Raw genomic sequence first — 22,103 nt, 5'->3', positions numbered from 1 at the left:
TCTTCATCGACTCGACTGACGCCTTCGCGAGCAAGCCCGCTCCCACATTTGGAATGCATGCCCCTGTGGGCGCGGGCTTGCTCGCGAAGAGGCCTGTCCAGGCAACGCAAATCCCACAGATGAAAATGATTTCTCCCACCCCACACTGGCCCCCACCCCACATGTCAGCTAGCATCGCCCTTTTGCCAGGACTGCCGACCATGAAGATCGTTTCCTTCAACATCAACGGACTGCGCGCCCGTCCGCATCAGCTGGCAGCGCTGATCGAAAAGCATCAGCCAGACGTGATCGGCCTGCAGGAAACCAAGGTCCACGACGACCAGTTCCCGCTGGAAGAAGTGCGCGCGCTGGGTTATCACGTTTATTTCCACGGGCAGAAAGGCCATTACGGTGTTGCCCTGCTCTCGCGCAACGAGCCGATTGCCATTCACAAGGGCTTCGCCAGTGATGAAGAAGACGCCCAGCGCCGCTTCATCTGGGGCACCTTCGCCGACGCCAACGGCGTGCCGGTGACCATCATGAACGGCTACTTCCCACAGGGCGAAAGCCGCGACCACCCGACCAAGTTCCCGGCCAAGCAACGCTTTTACAGCGACCTGCAAACCCTGCTGGAAAGCCAGTTCCACAACGAACAGCCGCTGGTGGTGATGGGCGATGTGAACATCTCCCCGGAAGACTGCGACATCGGCATCGGCCCGGACAACATGAAGCGCTGGCTGAAAACCGGCAAATGCAGCTTCCTGCCGGAAGAGCGCGAGTGGATGGCCCGCCTGAAAAACTGGGGCCTGACGGATAGCTATCGTCACCTCAATCCAGACGTGACCGACATGTTCAGCTGGTTCGACTACCGCAGCCGCGGGTTTGAGGATGAGCCCAAGCGTGGCCTGCGCATCGACGTGATCCTCGCCTCCCATGGCTTGCTGCCTCGGGTGAAGGATGCGGGTGTGGACTACGAACTGCGCGGCATGGAAAAACCGTCGGATCATGCGCCGATCTGGCTTGAGTTGGCCTGACCTGCAAATCGCTTGAAATCTCCTTGTGGGAGCGGGCTTGCTCGCGAACGCGGTTTATCAGAAACACATTTGTCGACTGACACTGCGCATTCGCGAGCAAACCCGCTCCCGCAGGGCCTGGCTGTCATGTTTTGGTCATGCGCCTGACTTAATCTCCCCGGCAATCCCCTTGGCTTGATTCGGTGCCGGCATGACCCTGCGTGTTCTGTTCGTCTGTGTGTTGAGTGCATGGCTGTCGGTGTCCGCCGCCGCCCTGCCCATCCCCGAAAACGGTCCGGCACTGCGCATTCAGGGCTCCAACACCATTGGCGCCGACCTCGGCCCCGCGCTGGTCGAAGGTTTCCTGCAGGAACAGGGCCTGCTGAAGATTCACCGCGAAAACCCCGACACCGCCAATGAACAACACATCGTCGGCCAGACCGCACAAGGTCAACGGGTCGTGATTGAGGTCGCCGCCCACGGTTCCAGCACCGGTTTCACGGCACTGAAAACCGCCAGTGCCGATCTCGCTGCATCCTCCCGTCCGATCAAGGACAGCGAACTGCTCGGCCTGCAAGCACTCGGCGATCTGAAAGGCCCCGCCGCCGAACAGGTCATCGCCATCGATGGCCTGGCGATCATCCTGCATCCCGACAACCCGCTGCAGCAGCTGGACACCGAGCAACTGGCGCGGATCTTCGCCGGAGAGGTGAAAACCTGGGAAGACCTTGGCGGTCGCGGCGGTGCGATTCATTTATATGCGCGCGATGATCAGTCCGGCACCTACGACACGTTCAAGGAACTGGTACTGGGTCGTCGTGGGAAAAATCTGAGTGCCACGGCGAAACGCTTCGAGTCCAGTGAGCAATTGTCCGATGCGGTAAGCAGTGATCCGCAAGGCATCGGTTTCATCGGCCTGCCGTATGTGCGCCAGGCCAAAGCTGTGGCAATCGCTGACGGTGCGTCGCAATCGATGTTGCCGCTCAACAGCCTGATTGCCACCGAAGACTATCCACTGTCACGTCGCCTGTTCTTTTACCTGCCTCCAATCAGCAAAAATCCCTGGGCATCGGCGCTGGTGGCGTTTGCGCAAAGTCCGCAGGGTCAGAAGATTGTCGCGGGCAACGGTTTTATCAGCCAGACCGTGCACGCGATGACCGTCACGCCGAATGCGCTGATGCCCGAGGGTTATCAATCGCTCAGCCGACATGCCCAGCGTCTGACAGTGAACTTCCGTTTTGAAGAAGGCAGCGCGAGCCTCGATAACAAGGCGCGACAGGATCTGGCGCGGGTGCTCGACTATATAAAGCGCCACGACAAGACCGAACGTGCGGTGACGCTGGTGGGCTTTGGTGACGAGAAAGACGACCCGGCGCGGGCCGACTTGCTGTCGAAGCTGCGGGCGATGGCAGTACGGCGCGAGTTGGTGAAGAACGGCGTGGTGTTACGCGAGGTGCGCGGGTTTGGTGCGTTGATGCCCGTGGCGGCGAACAGCGCGGATGAGGGGCGGATCAAGAATCGGCGGGTTGAGGTTTGGGTGTACTGAGCCTGATGGTGATGTGTTGGCTGCATCGGCCCCTTCGCGAGCAAGCCCGCTCCCACTTTTGATCGCATTGTTCCAACAGGAATGCGGTCGAATGTGAGAGCGAGCCTGCTTGCGAAGCAGGCGACGCGGTCTTAATGACCGCTGCGCAGCAGTTCCTTCGGCACATACTTGCCGATCTCGAACTTGCCGATCGCCGCGCGGTGCACTTCGTCCGGGCCGTCGGCCAGGCGCAGGGTGCGCTGCATGGCATACATGTAGGCCAGCGGGAAATCGTTCGACACCCCGGCCCCGCCATGCATCTGGATCGCCCGATCTATCACGCGCAACGCGACATTCGGCGCGACGACCTTGATTTGCGCAATCTCGCTCTTCGCCACTTTGTTGCCCACGGTGTCCATCATGTACGCCGCTTTCAGGGTCAGCAGGCGGGCCATGTCGATGTCCATCCGCGAGTCGGCGATCTTGTCGACGTTGCCGCCCAGCCGCGCCAGCGGCTTGCCGAATGCGGTGCGGCTGACCGAGCGTTTGCACATCAATTCCAGCGCACGCTCAGCCATGCCGACCGAACGCATGCAATGGTGAATCCGCCCCGGGCCAAGGCGACCCTGAGCGATTTCAAAACCGCGGCCTTCACCGAGCAGGACGTTTTCGTACGGCACCCGCACGTTGTCGAACAGCACTTCGGCGTGACCGTGCGGTGCATCGTCGTAACCGAACACTGGCAGCGGACGGACGATTTTCACCCCGGGGGTGTCGACCGGCACGAGGATCATCGAGTGCTGCGCGTGGCGCGGAGCATCCGGGTTGCTCAGGCCCATGAAGATCAGGATCTTGCAGCGTGGATCGCAGGCGCCTGAAGTCCACCACTTCTTGCCGTTGATCACCCACTCGTCACCATCACGCACGGCGCGGGCGGCCATGTTGGTGGCGTCGGACGAAGCCACGTCCGGTTCAGTCATGGCGAACGCCGAGCGGATTTCGCCGCGCAGCAACGGTTCGAGCCAGCGCTGTTTCTGTTCTTCGTTGGCGTAGCGCACCAGCACTTCCATGTTGCCGGTGTCCGGCGCCGAGCAGTTGAATGGCTCTGGGCCGAGCAACGAGCGGCCCATGATTTCCGCCAGCGGCGCATATTCCAGGTTGGTCAAGCCCGCGCCGAGTTCCGATTCCGGCAAGAACAGGTTCCACAGGCCTTCGGCTTTGGCCTTGGCCTTGAGCTCCTCCATGATCGCGGTCGGCTGCCAGCGATCGCCCTCGGCAACCTGGCGTTCGAATACGGCTTCGGCCGGGTAAACGTAAGCGTCCATGAACGCGGTCACGCGCTCACGCAGTTCTTGCACCTTGGGCGAATAAGCGAAATCCATGAGCAATTACCTTCTATGGGCAGAGGTTGTTCAGATCATGCAATCGATGCTAGAACAGCGCTGATAATTTACCTAGCCTATTCTCGGCGTGTATAAACATTCATCACCGATATATGATTCGCTGATTGTCAGCCCATAGAACAAGAGAAGCCGCGTTATGAATCTGAGTAAGGTCGACCTCAACCTTTTCATCGTCTTCGACGCGATCTACACCGAAGCCAACCTGACCCGCGCCGGGCAGATTGTCGGCATCACCCAGCCGGCGGTGTCCAACGCGTTGGCGCGGCTGCGCGAGACCTTCAACGATCCGCTGTTCGTACGTACCGCCCAGGGCATGGTGCCGACGCCGATGGCGCAGAACATCATCGGTCCGGTGCGCAATGCGCTGTCATTGCTGCGGGTGTCGGTGCAGGAGAGCCGGATCTTCAACCCGGCCCAGGCGGTGAAGACTTACCGCATCAGCATGACCGACCTCACCGAGGCCGTCATTCTGCCGCCGCTGTTCCAGCGTTTGCGCCGTCTGGCACCGACAGTGATCATCGAAAGTTTCCTGTCCAAACGCCGCGAGACCACCAAGGAACTGGCGGCCGGGCGTCTGGATTTCGCCGTGGATGCACCGCTCAATACCGACCCGCAGGTACGCCACGTCAAGCTGATGGAAGACCGTTATGTCTGTGCAATGCGCAAGGGCCATCCGCTGGCGGGCAAGGAAAAACTCAGCCTCGACGATTACCTGTCAATGACCCACATTCACATCTCCAGCCGCCGCAGCGGTCTGGGTTATGTCGATCTGGCGCTGGGTAAAATGGGCATTCAGCGCAAGATCGCCCTGCGCTCGCAGCATTACCTGATGGCGTCTCAGGTGATGCAGCAGACCGATATGGTGATGACCGTGCCCGAACGCTTTGCCCGGCGTAACGACTTGCATGCCGTCAACCTGCCGGTCAACGACGTGCCGCCGGTGGAGACCCACCTGTACTGGCATGAAAGCACTGATCAGGACCCGGCCAACCGCTGGATGCGCGAGCAGATCATCGAGTTGTGCCAGCAGGTGGCGGCGCAGGAGAAGAAGCTGGATAAGGTGTAGGGCTTTTTACCGCGTCATCGTTCTTCGCGAGCAGGCTCGCTCCCACATTGGAATACGGTGCCCTTGTGGGAGCGGGCTTGCTCGCGAAGAGGCCAGCACTCACACCACACACCTTGAACCTTGAACCTTGAACCTTGACGTAAACGTCAACCACCCATTAGCTTAGCGCCAAGACCTTTTTTCGAGCGCTTTCATGAGCAGCCAGACCTACAGCATTTCCGACCTCGCCCGCGAGCTGGACATCACCACCCGGGCGATCCGCTTTTATGAAGAGCAAGGCCTGCTCAGCCCTGAGCGCCGTGGCCAGGAACGCATCTATTCACCACGCGACAAGGTCAGCCTGAAGTTGATCCTGCGCGGCAAACGCATCGGCTTCTCGCTGGCCGAGTGTCGCGAGTTGATCGAACTCTACGACCCGTCCAGCGGTAACACCAAACAGCTGAACAGCATGCTGGCGAAAATCAGCGAACGCCGCGAGCAGCTGGAGCAGCAGTTGCTCGACATCGAACAGATGAAACTGGAACTCGATACCGCTGAGGAGCGCTGCGTGCAGGCACTGGAGCAGACGCTCAAGAGTCAGCAGATAGCGCAGTAATTGAACCCAACATCTCCCACTGTGGGAGCGGGCTTGCTCGCGAATGCACTGTGACAGTCGACACATTGGTATCTGACACTCCGCATTCGCGAGCAAGCCCGCTTCCACAGGGGAACTCATGTCATTCCGAAAATGAGCAGGTCAACCGCCATGTCCCTCCCCTCCCAAGTACGCCTGATCGAAGTCGGCCCGCGTGATGGCCTGCAGAACGAAGCCCAGCCGATCAGCGTGGCTGACAAGGTGCAACTGGTCGACGCCCTGAGCGCCGCTGGTCTGGGTTACATCGAAGTCGGCAGTTTTGTCTCACCGAAATGGGTACCGCAGATGGCCGGTTCGGCCGAGGTGTTCGCGCAAATCCAGCGCAAGCCCGGCGTAACCTATGGCGCGCTGGCGCCAAACCTGCGCGGTTTTGAGGACGCGCTGGCCGCCGGCGTGAAAGAAGTCGCCGTGTTCGCCGCCGCGTCCGAAGCGTTCTCGCAGCGCAACATCAATTGCTCGATCAACGAAAGCCTGGCGCGATTTGCGCCAATCATGGAAGCGGCGAAACAGCACGGCGTTACCGTGCGCGGTTACGTGTCCTGCGTGCTCGGCTGTCCGTATGAAGGCTCGGTCGCCCCGGAGCAAGTGGCGATGGTCGCCCGCGAGCTGTATGCGATGGGCTGCTATGAAGTCTCTCTCGGCGACACCATCGGCACCGGCACCGCTGGCGCGACCCGCAGATTGTTCGAAGTGGTTTCGGCACAAGTGCCACGGGAAAAGCTCGCCGGCCATTTCCACGACACTTACGGCCAGGCCATGGCCAACATCTATGCCAGCCTGCTCGAAGGCATCGCGGTGTTCGACAGCTCTATCGCCGGCCTCGGCGGCTGCCCGTATGCCAAAGGCGCGAGCGGTAACGTCGCCACCGAAGACGTGGTGTACCTGCTCAACGGCCTGGGGATCGAGACTGGTATCGACCTCGACGCCTTGATTGCTGCGGGTCAGCAGATCAGCGCAGTACTCGGTCGCCCAAGCGGTTCGCGCGTGGCCAAGGCCCGCAGCGCACAGTGAGGGCGAAGGTGTTACCGCTGTGTCCGAAACGTGGGCATAGACGAGTAACACGGAAACAAATTGTCTGGTTTGCACTGAAGGAAAATTCCTTCAAAAACTCAACTCATTGATTTAAAAGGATTTTTAAAAGTTGGCACGGCTTCTGCTATCTCTATGGCATAACAAGAATAAAAAGCAGCAAACCAATAAAAATAAGACGTACCGACTCTGACATAACAAAAACAACACGGCAGAGACGCAGCTAACAGATTTTTTTGGAGAAGGTGTGCTTTTCAGGGTGCTCTCAGGAGTGACCCGCAACCGGGCAGAGAACAATAAAACTACCTTCAGGTAGCTCCCGAATCGGTTGGATCGCTTGGCGAGAAAGCAGATCAGCGCTCAAAAAAATACGTTTGCTCTTGACCCCGGATGGGGGTCGCCAAAAAACAGCGGTAAAGGGCCACGGTTGCCAAAAACAACAACAGACCGCCCCTCAATAATAAAAAAGAGCACGCGACGACAAAATTAAAGGGGAGCTTCGGCTCCCCTTTGTGCTTCCTGTGATTCCTGTTTTCACCGCCGCCCCCTTTGTGGGAGCGGGCTTGCTCGCGAATGCGTCAGGTCAGTCAACATGCTTGGTGAATAGAACACGGCATTCGCGAGCAAGCCCGCTCCCACATTTGATCTTTGTCAGGCGTGCTTTTCGCGTAATTCTTCGATACTGATCTCGCGCATCCGGAATTTCTGGATCTTGCCCGTCACCGTCATCGGAAACTCTTCGACAAACTTGAAGTAACGCGGCGTTTTGAAGTGCGCGATGCGTTCCTTGCACCAGGTTTGCAGCTCAAGCTCAGAGGCATTGTGCCCGGGGTGGAATTTGATCCAGGCGACAATCTCTTCACCGTAACGCGAGCACGGAATGCCGATCACCTGCACGTCGGCCACCGCCGGATGGGTGAAGAAGAACTCTTCCAGTTCACGCGGGTAAACATTCTCGCCACCACGGATGATCATGTCCTTGTTACGCCCGGCGATGTTCACGTACCCCTCATCATTCATGCTCGCCAGGTCGCCGGTGTGCATCCAGCCGGCCTCATCGATGGCGTCGGCGGTGGCCTGCGGGTTGTTCCAGTAACCGAGCATTACGCTGTAACCGCGGGTGCACAGTTCGCCGATGGTGCCGCGCGGCACCAGGTTGCCGGCCTCGTCGATGATCTTGCTTTCCAGTTGCGGCTGCGTGCGGCCGACGGTGGTCACGCGCAGTTCCAGCTCATCCGCCGGACCGGTTTGCAGTGACACCGGGCTGGTTTCGGTCATGCCGTAGGCAATCTGCACTTCGCTCATGTGCATCTCGCTGATGACCCGGCGCATCACCTCGATCGGGCAAGTGGCCCCGGCCATGATCCCGGTGCGCAGGCTCGACAGATCGAACTCGGCGCGCAGCGGCTGATCGAGCATGGCGATAAACATGGTTGGCACGCCGTACAGACCGGTGGCCTGTTCTTCGGCGACGGTTTGCAATGTCAGCAACGGATCGAACGCATCATTGGGGTAAATCATGGTGCTGGCGTGGGTGATGCAGCCGAGATTGCCCATGACCATGCCGAAGCAGTGATACAGCGGTACCGGAATCACCAGACGATCGCTCGGGGTCAGGCCGATGCTTTCGCCGACCATGTAACCGTTGTTGAGGATGTTGTAGTGACTGAGGGTCGCACCTTTGGGAAAACCGGTGGTGCCGGAGGTGTACTGGATATTCACGGGTTGATCGAAGTGCAGGCTGTCGCTGCGTTCGCTCAGTTGTTCTGGGGTAACGCCGCACGCCATGTCGGTCAATTGTGACCACGGCAGGAAACCTGAAGGGGGTTGTGCGTCGAGGCTGATCACCCCGCGCAAATCCGGCAGACGCTCGCTGCGCAGTTCACCGATGGATTGCTCAGCCAGTTCCGGCACCAGGCCTTGCAACATGCTGTGGTAGTTCGAAGACTTGAATGCCCCGGCACACACCAGCCACTGACAGCCTGACTGCTTGAGCACGTATTCCAGCTCGGAGCTGCGGTAGGCCGGGTTGATATTGACTAGAATCACGCCGATTTTCGCCGTGGCAATTTGCGTGATGCACCACTGCGCGCAGTTCGGTGCCCAGATGCCGAGCCGATCCCCTGCTTGCAAACCCAGCGCCAGCAAGGCTCTGGCGTGTACGTTCACCGCCCCGGCCAATTGCCGCCAGGTGTAACGCTGCTGCTGATGACGCACCACCAGCGCTTCGCCATCCGGGTACTGCGCGACGGTTTCGTCGAACTTCTTTCCGATGGTCATCGCCAGCAAGGCTTTGTCCTGGGAACCACGGGTATAGCTGCGCTGCGGGTTTGCACTGGGTTGATCCATGACGACCCCTATTGTCTTTATTAGCGGGTGTTGGACCGGAGCCATATCAGCTCCGACCATTCAGAACTGTCCCTACTCTCGCTCAAGTTGACGTTAACGTAAAGGGTGATTGACAGCCATTCGCCGCAGGCTTACGTTAACGTAAAGGTGAGAGCCGAACCGCCGCTCTCCCCGCCCTACAAAAAAGCCAAAAGGTGACCCATGAGCTATCCATCCCTGAACTTCGCCCTCGGTGAAACCATCGACATGCTGCGCGATCAGGTTCAGTCCTTTGTCGCCAAAGAGGTCGCTCCGCGCGCCGCGCAAATCGACAGCGACAACCTGTTCCCGGCCGATCTGTGGCGCAAGTTCGGTGACATGGGCCTGCTCGGCATCACCGTCCCGGAAGAGTACGGCGGCGCGGGCCTGGGTTACCTGGCGCACGTGGTGGCGATGGAAGAAATCAGCCGTGGATCGGCCTCGGTGGCACTGTCCTACGGCGCGCATTCCAACCTCTGCGTCAACCAGATCAACCGCAACGGCAACCACGAACAGAAAGCCAAGTACCTGCCGAAACTGATCAGCGGCGAACACGTCGGCGCACTGGCGATGAGCGAGCCGAACGCCGGTTCCGACGTGGTTTCGATGAAACTGCGCGCCGACAAACGCGGCGACCGTTTCGTGCTCAACGGCAGCAAGACCTGGATCACCAACGGCCCCGACGCCAACACCTACGTGATCTACGCCAAGACCGATCTGGAAAAAGGCCCGCACGGCATCACCGCATTCATCGTCGAGCGCGATTGGAAAGGCTTCAGCCGCAGCAACAAGTTCGACAAGCTCGGCATGCGCGGCTCCAATACCTGCGAGCTGTTCTTCGATGACGTCGAAGTGCCGGAAGAAAACATTCTGGGCGTGCTCAACGGCGGCGTGAAAGTGCTGATGAGCGGCCTCGATTACGAACGCGTGGTGCTGTCCGGCGGACCGACCGGGATCATGCAGTCGTGCATGGACCTGATCGTGCCGTACATCCACGACCGCAAACAGTTCGGCCAGAGCATCGGCGAATTCCAGCTGATCCAGGGCAAAGTCGCCGACATGTACACCCAGCTCAACGCCAGCCGCGCCTACCTGTACGCGGTGGCCCAGGCTTGCGAACGCGGCGAAACCACCCGCAAAGACGCCGCCGGGGTGATCCTCTACACCGCCGAGCGCGCCACACAAATGGCCCTCGACGCAATCCAGATTCTCGGCGGTAACGGTTACATCAACGAATTCCCCGCCGGCCGTCTGTTGCGTGACGCCAAGCTGTACGAAATCGGCGCCGGCACTAGTGAGATCCGTCGCATGCTGATCGGTCGCGAACTGTTCAACGAAACCCGCTAACGGAGCTGTCCATGGCTATCCTGCATACCCAGCTCAACCCTCGTTCAGCGGAGTTCGCTGCCAACAGCGCGGCGATGCTCACACAGGTCGACGCCCTGCACACCCTGCTCGCCCAAGTGGCACAGGGCGGTGGCGCGAAAGCCCAGGAGCGTCACACCTCGCGGGGCAAACTGCTGCCGCGTGAACGCATCAATCGCCTGCTCGATCCTGGCTCGCCCTTTCTGGAAATCAGCCAGCTCGCCGCACACGCCGTGTATGGCGAAGACGTACCCGCCGCAGGCGTGATCGCCGGGATCGGCCGGGTCGAAGGCGTCGAGTGCATGATCGTCGCCAACGATGCGACGGTGAAGGGCGGCTCGTACTACCCGCTGACCGTGAAAAAACACCTGCGCGCGCAGACCATCGCCCAGCAGAACCGCCTGCCGTGCATCTATCTGGTGGACTCGGGCGGCGCCAACCTGCCACGTCAGGACGAAGTGTTCCCAGATCGTGAACACTTTGGCCGGATTTTCTTCAACCAGGCCAACATGAGTGCCATGGGCATTCCGCAGATCGCCGTGGTCATGGGCTCGTGCACCGCCGGAGGCGCGTATGTGCCGGCGATGGCGGACGAAGCGATCATGGTGCGCAATCAGGCGACAATCTTCCTCGCCGGCCCGCCGCTGGTGAAAGCGGCGACCGGCGAAGTGGTCAGCGCTGAAGACCTCGGCGGTGCCGATGTGCACTGCAAAATTTCCGGGGTGGCCGACCATTACGCCGAGAGCGACGAACACGCCCTCGCCCTCGCCCGCCGCAGCGTCGCCAACCTCAACTGGCGCAAGCTCGGCGAGGTGCAGCAACGTGCGCCGGTTGCGCCGCTGTACGCCAGCGATGAGTTGTATGGCGTGGTCTCGGCCGACGCCAAGCAACCGTTCGATGTCCGTGAAGTGATTGCGCGGCTGGTCGACGGCTCGGTGTTCGATGAGTTCAAGGCGCTGTTCGGCACCACGCTGGTGTGTGGTTTTGCACACCTGCACGGCTACCCGATCGCGATTCTGGCGAACAATGGCATTCTCTTTGCCGAAGCCGCGCAGAAAGGCGCGCACTTCATCGAGCTGGCCTGCCAGCGCGGCATCCCGCTGCTGTTCTTGCAGAACATCACCGGCTTCATGGTCGGGCAGAAATACGAGGCCGGCGGCATCGCCAAACACGGCGCGAAACTGGTGACGGCGGTGGCCTGCGCCAAGGTGCCGAAGTTCACCGTGATCATCGGTGGCAGCTTCGGCGCCGGTAACTACGGCATGTGCGGGCGCGCTTACGACCCGCGCTTCCTGTGGATGTGGCCAAACGCACGCATCGGCGTGATGGGCGCCGAGCAGGCGGCCGGCGTGCTGGTGCAGGTCAAGCGCGAGCAGGCTGAACGCAGCGGCCAGGCCTTCAGTGCCGAGCAGGAAGCGGAGATCAAGCAACCGATCCTCGACCAGTACGAGGAACAGGGTCACCCTTACTACTCCAGCGCACGGCTGTGGGACGACGGGGTCATCGACCCGGCGCAGACCCGCGATGTGCTGGCCCTGGCCTTGTCCGCGTCGTTGAACGCGCCTATCGAACCGAGCCGCTTCGGCGTGTTCCGGATGTGATGCTTTTTTGTGGGAGCGAGCCTGCTCGCGAAGGCTTCCGCGCGGTTTGTCGGCCTGACCGCGTCATCGTTCTTCGCGAGCCGGTTCGCTCCCGCAGAAACCGTGGAGACGGATGAATATGAGCGATTTCAACACCCTTGAGCTGCAGAACGACCCACGCGGTTTCGCGACCCTGTGGCTCAACCGCGCAGAAAAGAACAACGCGTTCAACGCCGAGATGATCCGCGAGCTGATTCTGGCGCTGGACAAGGTCGCCAGCGACGCCAGCCTGCGTTTCCTGTTGGTGCGCGGGCGTGGCAAACACTTCAGCGCCGGCGCCGATCTGGCGTGGATGCAGCAGTCGGCCGAACTCGATTACCACACCAACCTGGACGATGCGCGCGAGTTGGCGGAGCTGATGTACAACCTCGCCAAGCTGAAAATCCCGACGCTGGCCGTGGTGCAAGGTGCGGCGTTCGGCGGCGCGCTGGGCCTGATCAGTTGCTGCGACATGGCGATTGGCACCGATGACGCGCAGTTCTGCCTGTCGGAAGTGCGCATCGGCCTGGCACCCGCGGTGATCAGCCCGTTCGTGGTGCAGGCCATCGGCGAACGCGCCGCACGTCGTTATGCGCTGACCGCTGAGCGTTTTGGCGGCCAGCGTGCGCGGGAAATCGGCTTGTTATCCGAGAGCTATCCAACTGCAGAAATGGATCAACAGGTTGAACAATGGATCAACAACCTGCTGCTCAACAGCCCCGCCGCGATGCGCGCCAGTAAAGATCTGCTGCGTGAAGTCGGCAACGGCGCGCTGACTCCGGCCCTGCGCCGCTACACCGAAAACGCCATCGCCCGCATCCGAGTCAGCCCTGAGGGCCAGGAAGGCTTGCGCGCCTTCCTGCAAAAACGTGCGCCGAGCTGGCAAGCCGCAACCACCACCAAGGAGCCGCGTTGATGAGCGCACCTGTTCTCACCACCCTGCTGGTGGCCAACCGCGGCGAAATCGCGTGCCGGGTAATGCGTACCGCCAAGGCACTGGGCCTGACCACCGTCGCCGTGCACAGCGCCACCGACCGCGAAGCGCGGCACAGCCGGGAAGCGGATATCCGCGTCGACCTGGGCGGCAGCAAAGCGGCGGACAGCTATCTGCAAATCGACAAACTGATCGCGGCGGCCAAGGCCAGCGGCGCGCAGGCGATTCATCCGGGCTACGGCTTTCTCTCCGAGAACGCCGGATTCGCCCGCGCCATTGAGCAGGCCGGACTGATTTTCCTCGGCCCGCCCGCCTCGGCCATCGACGCCATGGGCAGCAAGTCTGCCGCCAAAGCCTTGATGGAAAACGCTGGCGTGCCGCTGGTGCCGGGCTATCACGGCGAGGCGCAGGATCTGGAAACCTTCCGCGATGCCTGTGAACGCATTGGCTATCCGGTACTGCTCAAGGCCACTGCCGGTGGCGGCGGCAAGGGCATGAAAGTGGTCGAGGACGTCAGCCAACTGGCCGAAGCCTTGGCCTCGGCTCAGCGTGAGGCGCAATCATCGTTCGGTGACTCGCGGATGCTGGTGGAGAAATACCTGCTCAAACCACGTCACGTGGAAATCCAGGTGTTCGCCGATCAGCACGGCAACTGCCTGTACCTCAACGAGCGCGATTGCTCGATCCAGCGCCGCCATCAGAAAGTCGTCGAAGAGGCACCGGCGCCGGGCCTGACCCCAGAGCTGCGCCGTGCCATGGGCGAAGCGGCGGTGCGTTCGGCGCAGGCGATCGGTTATGTCGGTGCCGGTACCGTGGAGTTTCTGCTCGACGCCCGTGGCGAATTCTTCTTCATGGAAATGAACACCCGGTTGCAGGTCGAGCACCCGGTGACCGAAGCGATTACCGGCCTCGATCTGGTGGCGTGGCAGATTCGCGTGGCACGCGGTGAAGCGTTGCCGATCACTCAGGATCAAGTGCCGCTCAACGGTCACGCGATTGAAGTGCGGCTGTATGCTGAAGACCCGTCGAATGATTTCCTGCCAGCCACCGGGCGTCTGGCGTTGTACCGCGAATCGGCTGCCGGCCCGGGGCGACGGGTTGATAGTGGGGTTGAAGAAGGTGACGAGATTTCGCCGTTCTACGACCCGATGCTTGGCAAGCTGATCGCCTGGGGCGAGGATCGCGAGCAGGCGCGGCTGCGGCTGTTGAGCATGCTCGACGAGTTCGCGATTGGCGGTTTGAAGACCAACATCAACTTCCTGCGGCGAATCATCGCGCACCCGGCCTTTGCCGCGGCGGAGCTGGATACCGGCTTTATTCCGCGGTATCAGGAGCAGCTGTTGCCGGCACCAGGCGCGCTCAGCGACGACTTCTGGAATGCCGCAGCGCAGGCTTTCGCGCAGAGTCTGCCGGGCGCGGTGCGAGCGGACGACCTGGGCTCGCCATGGGCATTGAACAATGGTTTGCGCGCGGGGCTGCCGGCGGAAATCACTTTGCACTTGAGCTGTGAAGGTCAGGATCGAGCGCTGACCTTGGGCAGCGCCGGCAACGCCAAACTGTCGGATGAAGCACTGGTGGTCGAGCACGATGGCGTGCGCCGTACTTTGCGCACCCTTCGCCAAGGCGATTCACTGTATCTGCAATGGGACGGCGAGTTGCGCCGCATCGAGGCCTACGACCCGATCAGCGCCGTAGACGCGAGCCATAGCCATCAGGGCGGGCTGACTGCACCGATGAATGGCAGCATCGTGCGGGTGTTGGTGGAGGCCGGGCAAGCGGTCGAGGCCGGCGCGCAACTGGTGGTACTGGAGGCGATGAAGATGGAGCACAGCATCCGTGCGCCCCATGCGGGAGTGATCAAGGCGCTGTATTGCCAGGAAGGCGAAATGGTTGGCGAAGGCAGCGCCTTGGTTGAACTGGAAGCCGTGTAAATGGACAGATCGATCCTACGCCGGGCGAGGATCGATCTGACTAGAAACGCGCCGTTGCCTGAACCACTACGCCGATAATTCGACACTCGTCGGTGAACAGGGCTTTCGGCCAGGTCGGATTGAGCGGTACCAGGTAACGCTGGCCGCCCTCTTCGTCCAGTTTGCGGAAGATCGCTTCTTCACTCGCCTGCCACTGGACAATCACCAGTTTGCCGGGCACCGCCTCCACTTCCGGGTCCACCAGGATCAGCATGCCTTCGGCAATGCTCTGGCCGGTGGGTGCGGTCATCGAATCCCCCGCCACCGTCAGCCAGAACGCCGCACCACGGGCGTGATAATCCGTCAACTCGAAGCGCTGCTTGTCCTGCGCCGGGGCATAAGCCGTGGTTGCACTCTCACGTGTTTCGCACGAGGCGCGCCAGTCGCTGACCGGGTAGCGAAAGTACGGGTTGTACTTCTGCGCCAGCGGCATTTCGTCATCCGCCGCTTCCTGCGGTTCACGGATCACCAGCACCACTTCGAGGAACTCCATCCCCAGCGCCTGCAACACTCGGTTCATTTGGGTGATGCCCGGTTCGCGACGCTTGTTCAGCCAATGGCCGATGCCGCCCTGGGACATGCCGACGCGCTCTCCGAGCTCTGTTTGAGTGATTTTGAGTTCACTCATCTTGGCCTTGACCAACTCAATCCATTTATCCATATGGGGCACCTTACGTGGACGCCTTCGGCCAGCAAAACACATATTGTAGTATTTAAATTCTGGTCACAACTACGTACCGTACTATTCTGAAAGCACGGATTTTCAATCGAACAAGGAGTGACCTTTCACCATGAATATCAGCAGCAAAGACTTGCCCGATCTGCAGATGGACACCACGTTCACCTCCCCTCAAGGCAACGCGGCAGCGCAGCGGGCGCTGGATTATTACTTGAAACCGGCTGTGTCAGAACCCGAGGTCGAAGAGCGTTTTTTCGATGTAAAACGTCATCTCAGTGGCGAAGAGGCTCTGGTGCATGCCTCCGACCTGTTGCGTTGTGCAGCCGCCACCGCCTTCAAGGCAGCAGAAAACCTGCAGGGCGCGAGTCGCGACCTGGCATTTTCGGTGGTGCATATGGTGGATATGGCGCGAGCGATGGTCGACCATTCAATTGATGGCGAACAGCTCTGAAGAACACTGAAACAGAGGACAGGAAAGAATTTCCCCATCGCACAGATAAAAACATTTGACTTGCAAATGATAATGATTATTATTGCAAGCAACTGGTCGCGAGATCAGTCGATGGACCAGAGACCTTAGGTCGGTCTTCTGGACTATCTCCTCATCAGGCTAATCACGGTTTTTGACCCGGCTTTTTGCCGGGTCTTTTTTTGCCCGTTTTCGGGCTTATGGCTTCAGGCTAATGAAGTCTTTAGGTGCTGCAAATTCGATGGCGCGGATAATATCAAAAGAATATCGCTTGGCAAGCGAAGCCCGGCCAGATTGGGGCAAACTAATGACAATTAGCACTTGAGAATCAATCGCACAGTCTCTAAGCTGCTTGCGCGTCATGGAAGACGCCCCCCCACCGCAACCCCGCAATTTCCCTCGGTTTCCCCCCAGTCTTGCGTGTAAAGTAGCCGCCATAAAAATCATATTCAGGAACCGATTATGACCGTGGCCAAATCTTCGTTCGACATCAGCGCCAACTTCGACAGCGGCAACATTCAAGTCATCGACATCTCCAACCCGCTCAACCCGGTTCTGGCCATCCGCCCGGATACCCGCAGCGCGCATTTTCAGTGGTTTCACTTCAAGGCCAGCGGCCTGCATGTTCATCAAGAGCACTGGTTTCGCCTGGTCAACGCCAGCCAATCCTCCTATAACAAAGCCTGGACCGGCTATCAGGCCGTTGCTTCCTACGACCACGTCAACTGGTTCCGCATTCCTACCAGTTTCGAAGGCGATAGCCTGCGCTTTTGCCTCGAAGCCGAGCAGACCCACGCCTGGTTCGCCTACTTCGAACCCTACAGCCGTGGCCGTCATGACTGGCTGATCGAACAGGCGCTGACAAAGGCCGGCACTGAACTGCTGGCCACCGGCAAAAGCGTCGAAGGTCGTGACATTCAGTTGCTGCGCAAGGGCAGCGGCGCCGAGGGCCAGCGCAAAGTCTGGATCATCGCGCAACAGCACCCGGGCGAGCACATGGCCGAATGGTTCATGGAAGGCGTAATCGAGCGTCTGGAACGCCACGAAGATCCGGTGCTGAACAAACTGCTGGCCAGTGCCGACCTGTATCTGGTGCCGAACATGAACCCGGACGGTGCCTTCCACGGCCACCTGCGTACCAACGCCATGGGTCAGGACTTGAACCGTGCCTGGCAAAGCGCCAGTCAGGACATCAGCCCTGAAGTCCTTTTCGTACAGCAGCAGATGGAAAAGTACGGCGTCGATCTGTTCCTCGACGTACACGGAGACGAGGAAATCCCCCACGTGTTCACTGCCGGTTGCGAAGGCAACCCGGGGTACACGCCGCGTATCGAGAAGCTCGAAGAGCATTTCCGCACGCACCTCAAGCACACCACCAAAGACTTCCAGACCAAATACGGCTACACCCGCGACGAACCAGGCCAGGCCAACATGACCCTGGCGTGCAACAGCGTTGGCGAGAAATACGACTGCCTGTCGCTGACTCTGGAAATGCCGTTCAAGGACCACGATGACGCGCCGAATCCGCTCACTGGCTGGTCGGGCAAGCGCTCTAAACAATTGGGCAAGGACGTACTGACCACCATCGCCGACATGGTCGATACCCTGCGCTGATCCCTCCCCCGCCACACCCAAAAGATCGCAGCTGTGTCTGCGATCTTTTTTTTGCGCTATCAAACGCCACGACCAACAAGGTTGCAAATTAAAACCAGAATGCTTACCGTGATTCTGGTTTTATTTTGAAACCCGAAAAGGAATCAGGGCATGCAACCTCAATCACTCAAAAGCAGCGTGGTGCTGCTGTTCGCCGTTGCCTGCGGTCTGGCCGTGGGCAACGTGTATTACGCGCAGCCGCTGCTGGACGCCATGGCCGAGGCATTTGCCATGTCGCCGGCAACCATCGGCATCGTCATCACCCTGACGCAGATCGGCTATGGCATCGGTCTGGTGTTGTTGGTGCCGCTCGGCGACCTGCTCAACCGACGACGGCTGATCGTCACCCAGACCCTGCTCTCGGCAGCCGCCCTGCTGCTGATCGCGCTGGCCCCCAGCAGCGTGTGGCTACTGCTCGGCATGACCCTGACCGGCCTGCTCGCGGTGGTAACGCAGGTTTTGGTCGCCTACGCCGCGACATTGGCCCTCCCGGCGCAACGTGGCCGGGTCGTCGGGGTCGTCACCAGCGGCATCGTCGTCGGTATCCTGCTCGCGCGTACTGTGGCCGGGGCCATGGCTGACCTGGCCGGGTGGCGGGCGATCTACATGCTGTCGGCAGGGCTGACGCTGCTGATGGCGCTGTTGCTGTTGCGCGTCTTGCCTAAGGATGAGTCCGCGCAGCCGGCCAGCGGCTACGGCGCGCTGATCACTTCGGTGTTCAGCCTGTTCAGGCAAGAGCCGGTGCTGCAACAACGGGCGATACTCGCCTTGCTGACCTTCGCCAGCGCCATGGTCCTGTGGACGCCGATGGTGCTGCCGCTGGCCGCGCCGCCGCTGTCGTTGTCCCACAGTGAAATCGGTTTGTTCGGCCTGGCCGGTGCCGCCGGTGCACTGGCTGCGGCACGCGCCGGACATCTGGCTGACCGGGGGCTTGGCCAATGGGTCAGTGGACTTTCGTTATTGCTGATGCTGGCGTCGTGGCTGCCGATCGCCCTCACTCAGTCGTCGCTGTGGGCCCTGTTGCTCGGCGTGATCACGCTCGATCTGGGCTTGCAGGCCGTGCACGTCACCAGCCAGAGCATGATCTACAGCGTGCGCCCCGAAGCACAAAGCCGCCTCACCGCCGGCTACATGCTGTTTTATTCGATCGGCAGCGCAGTGGGTTCGCTCATTTCGACGGCGATGTACGCATGGGCCGGCTGGACCGGTGTGTGCCTGCTCGGCGCCGGTATCAATGCGCTGGCGCTGGGTTACTGGTGGCTGACCCTGAACAGTGGCGCACCGCAGCGGTGCGCCACCCAGGCAGGCTAGTCGCGATCCCGACCACGCAGCATGCTGTCGAGCACCTCGTCGCGGCGCACCCAACCATGGAACAGCGCCGCCGCCAGGTGCAACAGCACGGTCAGGAACAGCAGATATGCCAGGTAGCCATGCGCCTTGCGCAGCAAGGCAAACAGCTGCGCATCGGCCGGCAGGATCGACGGCAACTGCAACGTACTGCTGAGCATCACCGGCTCGCCTGACGCACTGATCATCGCCCAGCCGAGCACCGGCAGCACCAGCATCAACGCGTACAACAACACATGCGACGCCTTGGCCGCCATCACCTGCCAGCCGGGCAGATCTGCCGGTAACGGCGGCTGTCGGGTGGAAAACCGCACAAACAGGCGCACGACCACCAGCAGCAGAATCGCGATGCCCAGCGGTTTGTGCAGGTGAATCAGCCATTCATGCCGCTGCGAAACGGAGGTGACCATGCCGGCGCCAATGAACAACATGGCGATGATCATCAGCGCCATCAGCCAGTGCAGCAGCCGCGCCAGCAGTGCAAAATGAGTCGGTTGCGTGCTCATGGGCGAGCCTCCTGCTTGGCGGCGGGCAATTGGCTGACTTCACTGGTACGCCGCAGGTAAGAATCGGCGTAACCGGCAGAACGCGCGGCGAGCAATGGGTCGTCGGAGCCTTCGATACCGGCCGGCAGCACCAGCGGATCGTAGTTGATGTCACGGCATTCGCCGCTGAGTTGCGGCTGAGTCTTCTCCAGCACCAGCGTGCCGGCGTTCAACACCTTGCGCCCCTCGGGCCAGGTCTTGCTGGCGTCGTTCACCGGATCACCGGGATTGGCCAGGGTGATGTTCAACTGCCAGCGCAACGGCCCTTCCGCCAGACGCTGCACCAGATCCTTCTCGAGAAAATCCGCACCCTCCGGCGCCGTGGCTACGGCGGCATCACGCGCCAGTGGCGTGACGCTCCAGCGCACAGCCTGCTTCTGGCCACTGGCGTTGACCAGATAGAACGCATTCACGCTGTTGTAGGTTTCGGTGGCATAGCTGGCCGACGGTTTGGCAGTCTTCACCCAAGTCAGGAATGGCACGGCCTCCGGGTGTGCGGCAAAGAACGCTGGCACCTTCGACGGGTCCGGTTTGCCAGTGGCCGGATCCGGCGATTGGGCTTGCTGCAACTGATAGAACGCCTCGGGCGTGCCAACCGGAAACACCGGCATACTGTTCATCCCGGTGCGCCATTGCTGACCGTTGGCCTGGGTGAAACGCAATGCCAGGCTGCGGATCGGCACGCTATTGTCCGGTGCGTAAGGATTACCCGCCGGCAGTGCGAAACGACCGACCACCGGGGTCTGCGGCTCGTTGAACACCTGCGCGGAGGAAAACGCCCGCGCTTCGCCGCTGCTCTCGAAATGCCCGATCACGCACACGCCCTTGGCATGGTTGCGACGAAACCCGGGATGCACGCCGTTGTTTTTCTCCAGCACATCGACCAGTGCCTTGGGCGTCAGACGTTGTGGGTCAAGGTTACCGTGCACGTAGGCAAACGCCCCGGCCACTGCGGCAACCACCACGGCTATGGCCGTCAGGCGCAACACTGCGCTTGCGGCACTCAAGGGCGGACGCGGCGGCCTGCCCGGCGGTGAAGTGCGATCAACCATGAACAACTCCAGGGCCATCGGCCACAAGTAGGAAGAATCAGCAAGACGCACCCCGGCAGGATTTATTCCATGGCCCGGTATTTATTTTTCCGAACGTGGAATAACCTCGAACGGTAGACGTCTCCCTAGTCCACAGCGTAGTGACTAGCAGAATTTCATGAGCGAATTCGACGAACAGTTGAGAGAAATCATTCCCAGATTGCGCCGCTTTGCCGTGTCACTGACCCGCAACAGCAGCAGCGCCGACGATCTGGTGCAGGCCAGCCTTGAGCGGGCCCTGTCCGGCTGGGGTGGCAAACGTGCCGACGGCGACGTACGCGCCTGGCTGTTCTCGATCCTCTACCGGCAGTTTCTCGATGCCCATCGCCGTTCCCGCCGTTATGCGCGGATGCTGGAGTTCTTCACCGGCCGCGACGATGCCGAGCCGTCGACCGAGCGCACGGTGATCGCCCAAGCGACCCTGCAAGCCTTCGATCGCCTGCCCACCGAGCAGCGTGCCCTGCTATTGATGGTCTCGGTGGAAGGCCTGACGTACAAGGAAGTCGCCGACATCCTCGACGTCCCCACCGGCACCGTGATGTCACGCCTGTCCCGTGCGCGCCAGGCGTTACGCCAGCTCAGCGACGGCGAAATCAGCAGCCCTTCTTTGCGGATTCTCAAATGATCAGCATGCCCCCCAGCGAGCGCGACCTGCACGCTTACGTCGACCACCAACTCAGCGAAGCCGATCGGCGCGTACTCGACGCCTGGCTGGCCAATCACCCGGACGCAGCCGCGCAGGTTCATGCCTGGCAGCAGGATGCCCAACAATTGCGTGCGGCACTGGGCGGCGCATTGCAGCAACCAGCCAATCCAGATCTGGATCCGGCGTTGATTCGCCAGCGCCTAAAGCGACAGGCGCGGCGTCACCTGGCCAGCGCGGCGGTGTTGCTGATCGCAGTGGGCATCGGCGGTTTCAGTGGCTGGCAGGCGCGGGAGATGACCTTGGTGCGCTCCTCCCTGCTACCGATGACCGACGCCCTGCAGGCCTATCGACTGATCGCTCAGCAAGGGATTTTGCCGGCGGACTACAAGGTCGACTCCGACGGCGACATGCAGCGTTGGCTCGACCGTTATTTCACTCGGGCCAGTCGCCTGCCGGACCTGAAATCCGCTGGATTCGAACCGGTCAGCGGCCGTCTGCTCAGCACCGACGAAGGCCCGGCGGCGATGGTGATGTACGAGGATCGCGGCGGCCACAAGGTCAGTTTCTACGTACGCCCACCGGGGCCGAAGAACACCTTCCTGCCGCGCGGCAGCCGCAGCGATGGTGATCTGCAGGCCGATTACTGGTCCGGTGGCGGGTACAACTATGCGATGGTCAGCCCGACAGATTCGCCAGCGGCAAAACAACTCAAGCAATCAATGCAATTCTGAAAGCGCCTCAAATCCCCTCCAGGAGTGAGCCTGCTCGC

General features: G+C 60.8%; 20 protein-coding genes. 14 read left to right on the top strand and 6 right to left on the bottom strand.

Annotation, left to right across the window (positions count from 1 at the left end):
• The first annotated feature begins 200 nt into the window (after nucleotides 1-200).
• Complete coding sequence (gene xthA, locus AC1UK9_RS10860; RefSeq protein WP_007961102.1) at nucleotides 201-1,013, top strand: exodeoxyribonuclease III; 813 nt, start codon at nucleotides 201-203, stop codon at nucleotides 1,011-1,013.
• 190 nt (nucleotides 1,014-1,203) lie between these two features.
• Nucleotides 1,204-2,538: a substrate-binding domain-containing protein gene (locus tag AC1UK9_RS10855; RefSeq protein WP_482580027.1), complete on the top strand. Its 1,335-nt coding sequence runs from the start codon at nucleotides 1,204-1,206 to the stop codon at nucleotides 2,536-2,538.
• A gap of 131 nt (nucleotides 2,539-2,669) precedes the next feature.
• Here the strand turns inward: AC1UK9_RS10855 and AC1UK9_RS10850 are convergent, their stop codons facing one another.
• On the bottom strand, nucleotides 2,670-3,899 hold the full coding sequence (locus AC1UK9_RS10850; protein WP_473015189.1) for an acyl-CoA dehydrogenase: 1,230 nt from the start codon (nucleotides 3,897-3,899) through the stop codon (nucleotides 2,670-2,672).
• Between the two features lie 157 nt (nucleotides 3,900-4,056).
• On the opposite strand from AC1UK9_RS10850, the gene AC1UK9_RS10845 reads away from it, so the two are divergent.
• From AC1UK9_RS10845 to AC1UK9_RS10835, 3 genes are all read left to right on the top strand, one after another.
• Complete coding sequence (locus AC1UK9_RS10845) at nucleotides 4,057-4,986, top strand: LysR family transcriptional regulator (RefSeq protein ID WP_025108956.1); 930 nt, start codon at nucleotides 4,057-4,059, stop codon at nucleotides 4,984-4,986.
• A 193-nt stretch (nucleotides 4,987-5,179) separates the two neighbouring features.
• Nucleotides 5,180-5,581: a MerR family transcriptional regulator gene (locus AC1UK9_RS10840; protein ID WP_003223708.1), complete on the top strand. Its 402-nt coding sequence runs from the start codon at nucleotides 5,180-5,182 to the stop codon at nucleotides 5,579-5,581.
• A 150-nt stretch (nucleotides 5,582-5,731) separates the two neighbouring features.
• A complete protein-coding gene (locus AC1UK9_RS10835; protein ID WP_473015185.1) occupies nucleotides 5,732-6,631 on the top strand; it encodes a hydroxymethylglutaryl-CoA lyase in 900 nt (299 codons plus the stop codon).
• A 669-nt stretch (nucleotides 6,632-7,300) separates the two neighbouring features.
• On the opposite strand, the gene AC1UK9_RS10830 is transcribed toward AC1UK9_RS10835, so the two are convergent.
• A complete protein-coding gene (locus AC1UK9_RS10830) occupies nucleotides 7,301-8,998 on the bottom strand; it encodes an AMP-binding protein (protein ID WP_482580026.1) in 1,698 nt (565 codons plus the stop codon).
• 201 nt (nucleotides 8,999-9,199) lie between these two features.
• Between AC1UK9_RS10830 and AC1UK9_RS10825 the strand changes: the two genes are divergently transcribed.
• The 4 genes from AC1UK9_RS10825 (at nucleotide 9,200) to AC1UK9_RS10810 (ending at nucleotide 14,865) form a co-directional block, all read left to right on the top strand.
• Complete coding sequence (locus AC1UK9_RS10825) at nucleotides 9,200-10,363, top strand: isovaleryl-CoA dehydrogenase (protein ID WP_482580025.1); 1,164 nt, start codon at nucleotides 9,200-9,202, stop codon at nucleotides 10,361-10,363.
• 11 nt (nucleotides 10,364-10,374) lie between these two features.
• Entirely contained in the window at nucleotides 10,375-11,982 is a 1,608-nt protein-coding gene (locus tag AC1UK9_RS10820; RefSeq protein ID WP_482580024.1) for a carboxyl transferase domain-containing protein, read from the top strand.
• Nucleotides 11,983-12,100: 118 nt separating this feature from the next.
• Nucleotides 12,101-12,916, top strand: a complete 816-nt coding sequence (locus AC1UK9_RS10815) for a gamma-carboxygeranoyl-CoA hydratase (RefSeq protein ID WP_473015180.1) — start codon at nucleotides 12,101-12,103, stop codon at nucleotides 12,914-12,916.
• Nucleotides 12,916-14,865, top strand: a complete 1,950-nt coding sequence (locus AC1UK9_RS10810) for an acetyl/propionyl/methylcrotonyl-CoA carboxylase subunit alpha (RefSeq protein ID WP_482580023.1) — start codon at nucleotides 12,916-12,918, stop codon at nucleotides 14,863-14,865. The genes AC1UK9_RS10815 and AC1UK9_RS10810 overlap by 1 nt, the downstream gene beginning before the upstream one ends.
• A gap of 40 nt (nucleotides 14,866-14,905) precedes the next feature.
• On the opposite strand, the gene AC1UK9_RS10805 is transcribed toward AC1UK9_RS10810, so the two are convergent.
• Nucleotides 14,906-15,565 carry a LexA family protein gene (locus AC1UK9_RS10805; RefSeq protein ID WP_482580022.1) on the bottom strand — a complete coding sequence of 220 codons (660 nt, stop codon included), beginning with the start codon at nucleotides 15,563-15,565 and terminating at the stop codon, nucleotides 14,906-14,908.
• Between the two features lie 130 nt (nucleotides 15,566-15,695).
• Here AC1UK9_RS10805 and AC1UK9_RS10800 point away from each other — a divergent pair, with 130 nt between their 5' ends.
• Entirely contained in the window at nucleotides 15,696-16,034 is a 339-nt protein-coding gene (locus tag AC1UK9_RS10800) for a DUF6124 family protein (RefSeq protein ID WP_025108948.1), read from the top strand.
• Nucleotides 16,035-16,250: 216 nt separating this feature from the next.
• On the opposite strand, the gene AC1UK9_RS10795 is transcribed toward AC1UK9_RS10800, so the two are convergent.
• Nucleotides 16,251-16,415: a hypothetical protein gene (locus tag AC1UK9_RS10795; protein WP_157836049.1), complete on the bottom strand. Its 165-nt coding sequence runs from the start codon at nucleotides 16,413-16,415 to the stop codon at nucleotides 16,251-16,253.
• A 99-nt stretch (nucleotides 16,416-16,514) separates the two neighbouring features.
• Between AC1UK9_RS10795 and AC1UK9_RS10790 the strand changes: the two genes are divergently transcribed.
• Nucleotides 16,515-17,666 carry a M14 family metallopeptidase gene (locus AC1UK9_RS10790; protein ID WP_025108947.1) on the top strand — a complete coding sequence of 384 codons (1,152 nt, stop codon included), beginning with the start codon at nucleotides 16,515-16,517 and terminating at the stop codon, nucleotides 17,664-17,666.
• 150 nt (nucleotides 17,667-17,816) lie between these two features.
• The gene (locus AC1UK9_RS10785; RefSeq protein ID WP_482580021.1) at nucleotides 17,817-19,016 is read left to right on the top strand and encodes an MFS transporter; all 1,200 of its coding nucleotides are present in this window, start codon (nucleotides 17,817-17,819) and stop codon (nucleotides 19,014-19,016) included.
• On the opposite strand, the gene AC1UK9_RS10780 is transcribed toward AC1UK9_RS10785, so the two are convergent.
• Both AC1UK9_RS10780 and AC1UK9_RS10775 read right to left on the bottom strand, forming a co-directional pair.
• Nucleotides 19,013-19,558 carry a cytochrome b gene (locus AC1UK9_RS10780; RefSeq protein ID WP_482580020.1) on the bottom strand — a complete coding sequence of 182 codons (546 nt, stop codon included), beginning with the start codon at nucleotides 19,556-19,558 and terminating at the stop codon, nucleotides 19,013-19,015. The two genes, AC1UK9_RS10785 and AC1UK9_RS10780, sit on opposite strands and share 4 nt — an antisense overlap.
• Complete coding sequence (locus tag AC1UK9_RS10775) at nucleotides 19,555-20,649, bottom strand: catalase family peroxidase (protein ID WP_482580019.1); 1,095 nt, start codon at nucleotides 20,647-20,649, stop codon at nucleotides 19,555-19,557. The genes AC1UK9_RS10780 and AC1UK9_RS10775 overlap by 4 nt, the downstream gene beginning before the upstream one ends.
• 157 nt (nucleotides 20,650-20,806) lie before the next feature.
• Here AC1UK9_RS10775 and AC1UK9_RS10770 point away from each other — a divergent pair, with 157 nt between their 5' ends.
• Nucleotides 20,807-21,313: an RNA polymerase sigma factor gene (locus AC1UK9_RS10770; RefSeq protein ID WP_025108943.1), complete on the top strand. Its 507-nt coding sequence runs from the start codon at nucleotides 20,807-20,809 to the stop codon at nucleotides 21,311-21,313.
• A complete protein-coding gene (locus AC1UK9_RS10765; RefSeq protein ID WP_482580018.1) occupies nucleotides 21,310-22,065 on the top strand; it encodes an anti-sigma factor family protein in 756 nt (251 codons plus the stop codon). Before AC1UK9_RS10770 ends, AC1UK9_RS10765 begins: the two co-directional genes overlap by 4 nt.
• Nucleotides 22,066-22,103 lie beyond the last annotated feature (38 nt).

This window comes from Pseudomonas sp. AK-TSAG1-1 (genome assembly GCF_056821665.1).
The sequence above is the reverse complement of the archived record's forward strand: the minus strand, read 5'-3'. Positions and strand labels throughout refer to the sequence as shown.